Source organism: Peptostreptococcus stomatis DSM 17678, from assembly GCF_000147675.1.
Taxonomy (GTDB): Bacteria; Bacillota; Clostridia; order Peptostreptococcales; family Peptostreptococcaceae; genus Peptostreptococcus; species Peptostreptococcus stomatis.
Genome location: NZ_ADGQ01000035.1, coordinates 64,750 through 76,646, shown reverse-complemented (window position 1 = coordinate 76,646; position 11,897 = coordinate 64,750). Strand labels below are relative to the sequence as shown.

Sequence of the window (11,897 nt, the reverse complement as noted above, 5' to 3'; positions counted from 1 at the left end):
AAACCTATTTAGTCTCAAGGTTTTTAACCTTAAACAAGTCCTGACCAAATTCTATAATCTGGCCATCCTCAACTAAAACTTCTACTATTTCACACTTAAACGGTGCCCTAATCTCATTCATCAACTTCATTGACTCAATAATACATACAACCTCATCCTTCTTTACCATCTTACCAGGCTGGACAAAGGCCTCGTCATCAGGAGATGGCTTTGAATAGAAGGTACCAATCATATTTGACTGGATAGTCCCTATACTTGAGTCTTCTTCTAGGTCATTCTTGTCACTAGTTTCTTGATTAATATTTTGTCCATCAATATTATTAGCTACATAATTTTTGTTATTTTCCTTATCACTTCCAATATCAAGCCTATCAACAATAGTATTTTGATTATCTAATATATTCCTGTTTTTCTTGCTAGTATTTTCTCCATATATTTCTAGTTCTAATTTAGTATCACCACAACTGTAATCAAGTCTATTTAAGTTATATTCTTGCATTACACCTGCTAGATCTCTTATAAAATTTATATCCATTATCACACTCCCCTTTTCATATATATTTTGATATACAAACTATCTTTTTCTAATTATAGAAGAGTGAAATTTAAAAGTCAAGCTTTTATTTTGAATATCAAAACTTTTTTTGACATCAACTTTCTTACCTCATGAGATCCCTTTTTAAATACAAAAAGTGTGCACTCTCAACCTCCAAGTTACACACTTCATAATCCAAGATATAAATGGTCTAAACCTTTATTCTTCTATATCCCTCATCATATACCTTATTTTTTCCAGGGCCCTCCTCTTGATATTTCCTACAGATGTTGTCGAACATCCTAGTTGGCGAGCCACTTCTTTTTGGGTCTTGTCATTAATATAAATTTCCTTGATAACCAAATTTTCTTTTCCTTCTAATCTGGATATGGCCTCCATTACCAGCCAATAGTTAAATTTGCGTTTTGCTTCCTGATTGTAGTTCATAAGAACTTTACGAGAATATTTTTCCATAGATACAAGGTCGGTGTCCAGGCATCCATCATTGTCATACCTATACTGGCAATTTCTACTCTTTACTGCCATAATTCCATATTCCAACCTTGAGGGAGGTATATTGGTCTCCCTTGATATTTTGAGTATTTTTCTTGAATCAATTTTATCTTCTAATAGGTCCATCTGGCTTGAGCAAATCTTGTAAATGGAATTTGCCTCCCTGGATACACTTATGGACCCATACTTTCTATATGTATTCTTTATGCTGTACTTAACATTATTATTTATATAGGTTTTTACCTTGACACCTGGTCTAAAATCAAATTTATCTATAGCACAAAGGACACCCATTACCCCTGTTTGGAATAGGTCATCATCATCTAAGCCCCTAGCCTTAAAACTCTTTATTTCATTATCACATGTAACAATTTTCCTTATGTAATCTATCTTACTTAATATAAACTTGTTCCTAGCCGACCTATCACCATTTATAGATCTCATAAGCAAGACCCTATCTTTAAAATCTTCTATATCGAGAGATTCTAAATCTATATCCTGTCCATTGTATAAGGTCTTATATTCGCCATTAGCTACTAATTCTAAAAAATTACCTTCGTCTTTTAATTCAAGCATGAAAATAACCTCCTTAGCCTATAATATTTAATTTAACAATTACGATAATCATTTCTCATTCTATTATAGTCTATTCACTAAAAATTTAAACCATTTTTTAAAAAAATTTATAAATTTTTCAAAATTTTTCTGATTTTCTCAAAAATCCAAATAAACAGGCTTTTTAGGGTCAGTTAGAAGATAGTTTATATGACTATTTTTAAATAAATAAGCAAGTATTGTCCTATAAAAGTCTAGATTAAGACTTTTAAGCTTCTATGTAAAATAGGCAAAAAAATAGGTCGTATATCCATTTTTCTACTTTTTGGATCTACGACCTATTTTTATTTGTAATTAATATTTTTTAAAGTTTATTCTTCCTTACCAAACTTCTTTAGCAAGAACTGGCCACTCTTGTCGCATGATAGGGCTAAAACTCCACCACACAAGAATGACAATATTACATGTATTATGTCTCCACTCATAACATTTATGCCCATTGAGGCTGCCCCAAATGTTGTAAAGCATCCCATAAAGGCTCCCGGTATAAACCATAATTCCTTGGCCTTAGACTGCCAGCACATAGTAGCTGATATTACACCCGTCATTATAAAGGATATAGCAACTACATTTGGTACTAAACTCGATATATACATGGCTACAAGGGCAGATACCATACCTGATAGGGTAGACAAGATTGCCGTCTTTACACCCTCTAGACCGTGCTTACCAGAGGCAAAATATGCTGTACATCCAGCAAAACCAATCCAAGTAACCAGGCCTAGTGATTGTATTGAAGATATGGCTCCCCATATACCACAACAAATACCTGTTCCCAAACCTAAAGCAAATAAAGCGCTCATCAAAATCCTCCCATACTTAATATTATTAAATAAACATCATCCTACAATAGTATATCATGGTGAATTAAGACTTTGCAATTCTTAATTTTTTAGAATTAAATCTGTTATTACAGACAAGAGTTTACTTTTCTAAACTTCTTTGCATTATACCGCTAAGTATGTCTTTACCTAAGCATGTCTTTACCTAAATCCAAGCTAGTAGATCGCCCTATCAAAGACCCCCTTTAGGTAGGCCAAGACCACACCGTAGTTGGTAATTGGTATGCCTGATTGACCTGCTAATCCTATCCTATTCATCATATTATTTCTAGTCATCATACAGCCACCACACTGGATCATGAGGTCAAACCTGGATAGGTCTGTCTCATCCAATTTTCCCTGGGAAAATTCAAAGTCCAGGTCCTTGCCTGTCTTTTTTCTTATAAGGTTTGGTATTAGGATTGTACCTATATCCTCATGTGATGTTGTATGGGTGCAGGATTCGGCTATAAGGACCCTATCTCCATCCTTGAGCCTATCCAGGTAGGCTGCCCCCTCTAAAAAGATGTCTATGTCTCCCTTTTGCCTGGCAAATACTATGGAAAAACTAGTCAAATCAATATCTTTACCCGACTTATCCAAAATACCAGCCACCCTATCAAAAATCTTTGAATCTGTTACTACCAGGTCTATATCCTGGAATTTATCCAGGGCAGCCTCTAGTTCTGTATCCTTGACCACTATGCTAATTACACCCTCATCCAGGCAGGCCCTGACCATCTGGACCTGGGGCAGGATAAGCCTGCCCTTGGGTGCCTCTGAATCTATGGGAACTACCAAAACCACCGTATCACCTGGCCTGGCCAATCCTTCTAATAGGCCCCTGTCTTCTTCCAGGCCACTTATATTTTCTGCTATAAACTTGCAGACCATATCCTTCAAATCATGGTCATCCCCCAACTTGACAGAGGTAAATATGCAGTCCTGCCCTGGTCTGACAGCATTTTTATAGGCCTGGATATCCTCTATACCGTCACACTTATTAAATATATATATGGCCTTTTTATTAAGTTTTTCATACCTGTCCCTGGCATCTAAGAGGTCTTGTTTTCCCTCATATCCAGCATTAAATACATGGACTACCAGGTCTGCCTCCCCTATTTCTAGCTGGGTTTTTCTAACCCTCATTTGACCCAGGTCACCAAGGTCATCTAGACCTGCTGTATCTATTATTCTTACAGGACCATAGCCTATAAGTTCCATATTCCTTCCTACTGGGTCCGTCGTAGTTCCTGCATAGTCAGATACTATTGACATATCTTGGCCCAATATCAGGTTAAAGAGGCTAGACTTACCACTGTTCCTATTACCTACCAGGACTATGGTCTTCCTATTTGCAATTGGCGTATTATTCATTCCTACTTCCACCTAAATATATAAGTCCCTGATTCCAGCCTTCAGCTTATCTATATTGTCCAGGGTAAACTTCTTAATATCTTCTCTATCTATTTCATCTGCCTGGTCTCTTACAAACTGTTCAGCCTTTTCCAAGAATTCTTCATTACCATAGTCAACTGCATACTCCATTAGGGTTGTAAGGGCATTTGGCTTGCACATATAGTGGATTTTTTCTGACTTGGCTATATTCATAAACTTCTCTCCCGTACGTCCAGACCTATAGCAGGCTGTACAGTAACTAGGTATATAACCGTTGTCTATCAAGTCATCGATTACCTCTATTGGCTTTCTGTCGTCTGCCATTTCAAACTGGCCTATATTCTCTCCGACCATGGACTCATGGTAACCACCAACGCCCACACATGAACCTGCAGATATCTGTGATATACCGTATTCTATAAGTTCTTTCCTCATGTCTTCATCTTCCCTAGTTGATAGGATCATACCTGTATATGGCACTGCCAACCTGATTATGGCAACAATCTTCTTAAACATATCATCGTCTAGGAGGTGTGGGAAAGTTTCCAGTGATACCCCCTCTGCTGGACGTAGCCTTGGTACTGATATGGTATGGAAGCCTACCCCATACTTTTTCTCCAGGTGTTCATTGTGCAACATAAGGCCTAGGACTTCAAATTTAGGGTCTGCTAGACCAAACAAGACACCTGCTCCAACATCATCTATACCTGCCTCCATAGCCCTGTCAAAGGCTGTTAAGTGGTAGTTATAGTCTCCCTTTAGGCAGTTTGGATGCATCTTTTCATAGACTGGCTTGTCATATGTTTCCTGGAATAAGATATATGTTCCTATCTGGGCATCCTTTAAGGCCCTGTAGTTTTCCACAGTAGTGGCTGCTATATTTACATTTATCCTCCTGATAACCCCATTTTTTTCATAGGTATCATAAATGGTATTTATTGCCTCTAGAACATAGTCAATAGGGCAGTTTAGGGGATCTTCACCTGCTTCTAGGGCCAACCTCTTGTGGCCCATTTCCTCAAGGATTTCCACCTCACGTCTGATTTCGTCCATAGTCAGGCGCTTCCTATTGAATTTATTCTTACATTTATATCCACAGTAAACACAGTTATTTACACAATAATCACTAATATATAAAGGTGCAAACAATACTATCCTATTCCCATAGACATCCCTCTTGATCCTGCCTGAAACTTCATAAAGCTTCTGAACCTGGTCAGGGTCCTTGATTTCAAGCAGGGCTGCAATCTCAGCATGGTCAAGCCCCTTCTTATGTGTAGCCTTCTCCAATATCCTGTCGATGTCTTGTCTTGTAGTATTTTTTGCACCATCAATTAAAGATAGAATATAGTCTCTATCTATACTTACATTTTCGTCAAATCTCTTCCTATTCATTTTGTCCACCTTTCAAATTAGAAACACTTTTTTGTCAGATTTTTAATACACTTAACAGACTTACCAAGAAGGGTCTTAAATTTTTCAATAACCCTAGCTCGACTAGTCGCACATTTTACTATCTCCCTTAGACATATCTGCCCTATATCCATAGGATCTTAGCTCCTGCTTTATCATTTTTAATGAATCAGCAGACTCACTACCTGTACTTTTTTTATTGTTGTAGAGGCTGTAGTCCCCCCTATACTTTATTGGGGTTAAATTTGGCATTATTACATTTGCACCAGCATCCAAGCCCATCTTCCTACCCATATGACCTATGCTTGCAAGGGCAGTTGTAGCAGGTAAGAGCACCTTTGGTAGTAGGAGCCTTATAAGGGCCAACATCAAAACAGTCTGGTCTAAAGACCCTGGACTATAGTCCTTCATACTGGTACTTGAGTGTGGTATAAAGGGACCTATACCTATCATTTCAGGCTCCAAGTCCTTTAAAAACCTCAAATCATGAGCATAGTCCTTGTTGGTATACCAAGGTAGGCCAACCATAAAACCTGCCCCTGTTTGGAAACCCGTATACTTCAAGCTATATAGACATCCAATTCTGGAATCCAAGCTGGAAAAGGGGTGTAACCACCTATATAGGCCTGGGTTGGAAGTCTCATGCCTAAGCAAAAACCTATCAGCACCAGCAAACTTCATAGCCCTGTATGACTCTATTGGCCTTTCACCTAGAGATAGGGTAATGGCTACATCGGGAAATAGTTTCTTTACAGCTTTTACAATATCACAGATACGCTTATCTGTAAAGTATGGATCTTCGCCACCCTGGAGTACAAAGGTCCTAAAACCCAACTTGTAGCCCTCTTTACAGGTGTCAACTATCTCTTTTTTGGTCATCCTATACCTCTTGACATCCCTGTTGAAGGTATTGATACCACAGTATTTACACTCTCTTTTACAATAATTGCTAAACTCTATTAGACCCCTGAGATAGACGGCCTTACCATAATGGTTGTTCCTGGTGTTGTAGGCCAGGCCAAGAAGGTAGTCCACGTCTTCAGAGTCCATATTGTCCAAGATATATACCAGGTCCTCTTCCTTCAAGTCATGCTCAAAGTAAAGGTCATTTATTAGCTTATATACTTTTTTATTCATAAACTATCATTCTTTCTATAAAATATATCTTCCTCTAGCAGGCTAGTTAGCAAATCTTACTTTGAAATTGCAGTCTTGACTGTGACTCCCTCCAGGTTGCCCAACCTGCCTGTCATAGTGTTTATCTGGTCCATACTACCAACAACTGTAATACTAATGACAGACATACACTTGTCCTTAAGTGGTAGTCCCATCCTACCCCTGACCAGGTCATGGTATTCAGCAACTATCCTATTAAATTGACTCTGCGACCTTGTAGGGTCTTTCAAGATAGCACCTATAACGGCTACTCTTTCCTCCATAATTCCACCTCCAAAAGTCATCTACTCCTTACCTAAAAATTATATCATAAAGTATAGTCTTTTAATACAGGAAACTGGATAATCCAAAAAGAAGCCCACTCCACCAGGACCCTTAGGTCTGGTCTGAGAAGACTCCTCTTTCTGATCATATATTAATTGTTTTTATTAGTTTTAGATTTATGCTTATTTTAAAGTCTTTATTTGTGCGCTTTTAAGAAAATTACCCACCTTCTCAGGGGCATCTTATATGCTTAAATACTTGTATGCTTAAATACTTAAACGCTCTGTATCATCTGATACTAGTGGCTAAGCAACCTTCTTCCAGATACCGTAGATCATACCAGATATTACCGTACCTATAATTATTGATAGGAAGAAGAACAATACGTGGTGAGGGTTCATTACGAAGGCAACCAGGACACCACCGTGTGGGGCTGGGGCATTAACATGCCATAACTGAGTTAGTCCACCTGCTATAGCTGAACCTATAACTGAACTCACGATTACCCTTACTGGGTCTGCTGCCGCAAAAGGTATTGCACCCTCAGTGATAAATGTTGCACCCAACAACCAGTTTGTCATACCAGACTCTCTTTCCTTGTCTGTAAACTTATGCTTAAATACTAGTGTAGCTAGGGCTATAGCCAAAGGTGGAACCATACCACCTGCCATTACGGCTGCCATGAAGGCACCAGACTTAGTTGCTGTGAATACACCTATTGAGAAGGTATAGGCTGCCTTGTTAACTGGACCACCCATATCAACTGCCATCATACCACCTAGAACTGCTCCTAGAAGGACTGCATTACCTGTACCCAAGTGAGTAAGGGCTGTATTCATTGACTTGTTAATTCCTGCGAATATCGGATTTATACCAAACTGCATGATTAATCCTGTCAATAACAAACCAAATACCGGATAGATAATCATAGGCTTAATACCATCAAGGGACCTAGGCATACCGGATGTCAACTTCTTTAGGAATTGGACTACATAACCAGCTATAAAACCGGCAGCTAGACCACCCAAGAAACCTGAACCAGAGTTGACTGCCAAAAGACCACCGACCATACCTGGCATTAGACCTGGTCTATCAGCTATACTCATAGCTATGTAACCTGCCAAGATAGGAATCAACATTGTAAAGGCACCATTACCACCAATATCCATCAAGAACTTGTATATCTGGCTATTTTCACCAAATGAGCTCTCTGCCATAAATGATACTGCTATCAGGATACCTCCACCTACTACGAATGGTAGCATGTGAGATACACCGTTCATTACATCCTTGTATATCTTACTTCCTATAGAAGTTTTTTCCTTATTATCTTCCTGAGACTTGACCTCTCCACTAGCCTTGAAGATACTTCCTTCCTTATTTAAAGACTTCTGGATTAGGTCTTCCGGATTTCTAATGGCTTCACTAACTGGTGTCTTTAGTAGGTGCTTGCCATCAAACCTATCCTTTTCTACATTCTTGTCGGCTGCAACTATTACACCAACAGCCTTTTCTATTTCTTCCTTAGTCAATACATTCTTGGCACCATCACTACCATTTGTCTCAACCCTTACATTTACACCCATCTTCTTGGCCTGCTCTTTTAGGGCATCTTCAGCCATATATGTATGGGCTATACCAGTTGGGCAAGCAGTAACTGCCACTATCAATGGTCTCTCTTCATCCACTACAGCCTGGGCTTCTTCCTTCTTTGCCTCAGTAACTTCTGCTTCACCAGCTTCTACCAAGGCTAGGACTTCATCAGCATCCTTGGCTGCCTTTAGAGAATCTATAAAGTTAGGCTTTAAGAGAAGTCTTGATAAGTTGGCTAGGGTTTCAATATGGGTATTGTTAGCCCCATCTTCTGCCGCTATCATAAAGAATAGGTAGGCTGGCTGGCCATCTAGTGAATCGTAATCAAGTCCCTGAGACTTTCTAGCAAAAAGAACACAAGGTGTATTTACTGCACTAGTCTTGGCATGGGGCATTGCTATACCATCGCCTAGACCTGTTGATGATAATTCTTCCCTATTCATAATCTCCTGCTTAAAGGCTACAGGGTCATTTATCATATTCTTTTCGCTTAATTTAGCGATCATTTCATCGATTACACCTTCCTTAGTATCGGCACTAAGGTCCATAATCATAATTTCTTTTTTCAACAAATCTGAAATTTTCATAATTACTCCTTTACTAATTTTAAATCAAGCATCCCTCAAAAGACTCTCAAGATACTTTGGGTCAACTTACTCTCCAAGCTGACGACTTCCTTATGACAACTTTTCTATTTTTATCTTTTTATAGATTTCATCAATCTGGTCCTTGGTTGCTATATCCTGACAAAATGCAGTTCCTGTGCCGCTGGCAACCGACCACTTAAAGGCCTCTAGTGGTTCTAGCCCACTCTTTATACTACCTACAAAACCTGCTAGCATTGAATCTCCTGCCCCCACCGAGTTTACCAGGACACCCTTTACAGCTGGTGCATAATATACATTGTCACCATCAAAGAATAGGGCTCCGTCTCCACCCATAGAGACTATTGCGTACTGGGCTCCCATATCAAGGCACTTCTTACCGTATGGGATTATTTCTTCCTTGCTAGTAAATTCTTGGTCGAAAAGTTCGCTTATTTCATCGAAGTTTGGTTTAATTAATAGGGGCTTTGATTCTATTGCCTTTCTTAGGGCCTGACCGCTGGTATCTATTACAAAGTCAGCCTTCTTATCCTTGCATGTTTTAATTATCTGGTCAAAGATATCCTTACTAAGCCCTGGTGCCGCACTTCCTGATATAATGACTGTATCACCCTCATTTAGGCCTGCCAATTTATCCAAGAAGTCTTTTTCTTCTTCGTCACTTATAATTGGACCCTTGCCATTTATTTCGCTTTCTTGCTTTCCCTTAAGCTTGACATTTATCCTCGTATTCTGGCCTACTCTGATGAAATCTTCTTTCATCCCCTGGTCTTTGAACCAGGAGTAGATATAGTCACCTGTAAAACCACCTAGGAATCCTAGTGCCTTGTTTTCTACACCTATATTGGTGAGCAACTTAGACACCATTATACCCTTGCCACCGACATTTACATATTCACCCTCGGACCTGTTTAACTTTCCTTCATTGAATTCTTTCAAATGGACTATGTAGTCAATAGATGGATTAAGTGTTACTGAATATATCATGAAATGCACCTCTTTTCTGTCATAATATATTATTTTCTTTTATTTTCTATCACTATATGCTTAGTATACCAAAAAATTTTTATAAAATCAACCATTTTTTATAATTTTCTTTCAATTTCTTTCATCATTATTCTACACTGATTATCCTAGTATTTTCAAGTATTCTATTGTCTATGACCTCTTTCTTTGCATCTGTAACTATAGAAACTTCATCTAAATCACATATTTTGGCAAAAGATACCTTGCCAAACTTACTAGAATCTGTCACCACATAGACATCCTTGGACCTCCTGATAGCTTCTGCCTTGATGTTGGCTTCACTGATATCTGGCGTAGTGATTGATGAGTTGGCACTGATACCATTGGCCCCTATAAAGGCCTTGGTAAACCTGTACTTGCCCAGGTCTAAGATTACCTCTTCCCCTATGACAGCCTTAGTCAGGGGTTTCACATAACCACCTAAGATATAGGTTTTGATGTTATTTTCTAGTAGCCTATCTACATTGTGGATTCCATTAGTAACAACTACTATATCCTTGCCCCTTAGGAAGGGGATTATTTCATAACAGGTAGTACCTGCATCTATATATACAAAGTCTCCATCCTTAACCAGGTTTCCACAGTATCTTCCTATGGCTATTTTCTCGCTCAGAGCCCTTTCACTTCTCTCAAAAATCGTATTGTCAAAGGTAAAGGCACCATCTATACTCATGGCACCCCCATGAATCCTCTTAATCAGGCCCTTGTCTTCCAGGTCGTCAAAGTCCCTCCTTATCGTTGACTCACTAGCCCCTAATTCTATCACCAGGTCCTTCAATTTGACGGTGTTGAACTTATTGACCCTGTCTAATATATAGGCCTGTCTTTCTTCTGTTAACATCAATATTATCTCCTTTAACTATATACTATATTATTATTCTTTCTTCTGGTAAAACCCTTTAAATATAAACTTTAATCATTCTAAAATAAACTCAGCCTATATCTCAAAGTACTTGTCTACTCCATTTGAAATTCCATCTACTATCTTCTTTTGGTAGTCCTCAGTCTGCAATAACCTGTCTTCATCCGGGTTAGACATAAAGCCCATCTCTATAATCGTTACCGGTATCTTGCACCAATTTATACCACTCATATTGTTTGTTTCTATTATTCCCTTACTGGTAGCCCCTGTAGACTTGACCATCTGGTCTAACACAAGCCTGGCTAAACGGTTGCTATCCCCTATAATCTCTGGTGTGTAGGGGTTGTCACTTGCCGGACACATGGTTAGCATGCCTGAAGTTGACGGATTGGAATCTCCATTGGCATGTATCCTTAAAAATACGGCACCCCTATACTTGTTGGCAATTTCTGCCCTCCCCTTATTACTAATCGGACAGTGGTTGTCTTCTCTTATCATGACAACCTTGTAGCCCCTGGCCCTTAGTTCATCCCTCAACTTTAAGGATACATCCAGGGCTAGTTGGTACTCTGGAACACCTGTTGCAACTCCACTTGTTCCCGATGACAGCATTGGCTTGGATTGACTGGCACCTGGTCCAATTGGTTCAAGATCATTCATGGCTGCCTCCTGGTGGCCCGGATCAATTACTACAGTATGACCCTTGCCTGTCTTACCTTTTCTATCATTTTCATCCTCATTTTTTCTATCATTCTTTTGGTCAGGTTTCTTGGACTTTGACCTGGTAGAATTTTCATCAGACCCTTGGGTCTGTGACTGGTTAACCCCGCCACTACTTGCCCTCTGACTATTTGGACCACATGCTACTAATAGCACTGAGGCCATTACTAACAATGAAAACACATAAATTAACTTCCTCATAAACTCTCCTACTTTCTAAACTAATTTAAGTATTATCCTATACTTTCTTCTTATTTATAACCATACCAAAAAAAACTGTCAAATTCAAGCAGAATATGCCATATATATGAAGTTTTACTAAAAGGTGACTCACAAAATTGACATAAAAAGACCCA

The 11,897-nt window shown here is 38.9% G+C and carries 11 protein-coding genes; all 11 read right to left on the bottom strand.

Annotated features, from left to right (window positions below; translation table 11 throughout):
- Nucleotides 1–4: 4 nt before the first annotated feature.
- Entirely contained in the window at nucleotides 5–535 is a 531-nt protein-coding gene (locus tag HMPREF0634_RS03515; protein WP_007788997.1) for an acetyl-CoA carboxylase biotin carboxyl carrier protein, read from the bottom strand.
- Nucleotides 536–754: 219 nt separating this feature from the next.
- Nucleotides 755–1,624: a sigma-70 family RNA polymerase sigma factor gene (locus HMPREF0634_RS03510; protein ID WP_007789021.1), complete on the bottom strand. Its 870-nt coding sequence runs from the start codon at nucleotides 1,622–1,624 to the stop codon at nucleotides 755–757.
- Between the two features lie 350 nt (nucleotides 1,625–1,974).
- Nucleotides 1,975–2,466, bottom strand: coding sequence for a DUF1097 domain-containing protein (locus HMPREF0634_RS03505; RefSeq protein WP_007788949.1), 492 nt, complete (start codon nucleotides 2,464–2,466; stop codon nucleotides 1,975–1,977).
- A gap of 195 nt (nucleotides 2,467–2,661) precedes the next feature.
- Nucleotides 2,662–3,861, bottom strand: a complete 1,200-nt coding sequence (hydF, locus tag HMPREF0634_RS03500) for a [FeFe] hydrogenase H-cluster maturation GTPase HydF (RefSeq protein ID WP_007789102.1) — start codon at nucleotides 3,859–3,861, stop codon at nucleotides 2,662–2,664.
- A 12-nt stretch (nucleotides 3,862–3,873) separates the two neighbouring features.
- Nucleotides 3,874–5,277, bottom strand: a complete 1,404-nt coding sequence (hydG, locus tag HMPREF0634_RS03495; protein ID WP_007789111.1) for a [FeFe] hydrogenase H-cluster radical SAM maturase HydG — start codon at nucleotides 5,275–5,277, stop codon at nucleotides 3,874–3,876.
- Nucleotides 5,278–5,379: 102 nt separating this feature from the next.
- Nucleotides 5,380–6,432, bottom strand: coding sequence for a [FeFe] hydrogenase H-cluster radical SAM maturase HydE (gene hydE, locus HMPREF0634_RS03490; protein ID WP_007788939.1), 1,053 nt, complete (start codon nucleotides 6,430–6,432; stop codon nucleotides 5,380–5,382).
- Nucleotides 6,433–6,488: 56 nt separating this feature from the next.
- Nucleotides 6,489–6,734: a TM1266 family iron-only hydrogenase system putative regulator gene (locus HMPREF0634_RS03485; protein WP_007789032.1), complete on the bottom strand. Its 246-nt coding sequence runs from the start codon at nucleotides 6,732–6,734 to the stop codon at nucleotides 6,489–6,491.
- A gap of 306 nt (nucleotides 6,735–7,040) precedes the next feature.
- Nucleotides 7,041–8,915: a PTS fructose transporter subunit IIABC gene (locus HMPREF0634_RS03480; protein WP_007789051.1), complete on the bottom strand. Its 1,875-nt coding sequence runs from the start codon at nucleotides 8,913–8,915 to the stop codon at nucleotides 7,041–7,043.
- A 90-nt stretch (nucleotides 8,916–9,005) separates the two neighbouring features.
- The gene (gene pfkB / locus HMPREF0634_RS03475) at nucleotides 9,006–9,920 is read right to left on the bottom strand and encodes a 1-phosphofructokinase (RefSeq protein WP_007789027.1); all 915 of its coding nucleotides are present in this window, start codon (nucleotides 9,918–9,920) and stop codon (nucleotides 9,006–9,008) included.
- 127 nt (nucleotides 9,921–10,047) lie between these two features.
- Nucleotides 10,048–10,800 (bottom strand): DeoR/GlpR family DNA-binding transcription regulator, encoded by a 753-nt coding sequence (locus tag HMPREF0634_RS03470; RefSeq protein WP_007789118.1) that lies wholly within the window; start codon nucleotides 10,798–10,800, stop codon nucleotides 10,048–10,050.
- Nucleotides 10,801–10,896: 96 nt separating this feature from the next.
- Entirely contained in the window at nucleotides 10,897–11,742 is an 846-nt protein-coding gene (locus HMPREF0634_RS03465) for an N-acetylmuramoyl-L-alanine amidase family protein (RefSeq protein ID WP_007789039.1), read from the bottom strand.
- Between the last annotated feature and the right edge of the window lie 155 nt (nucleotides 11,743–11,897).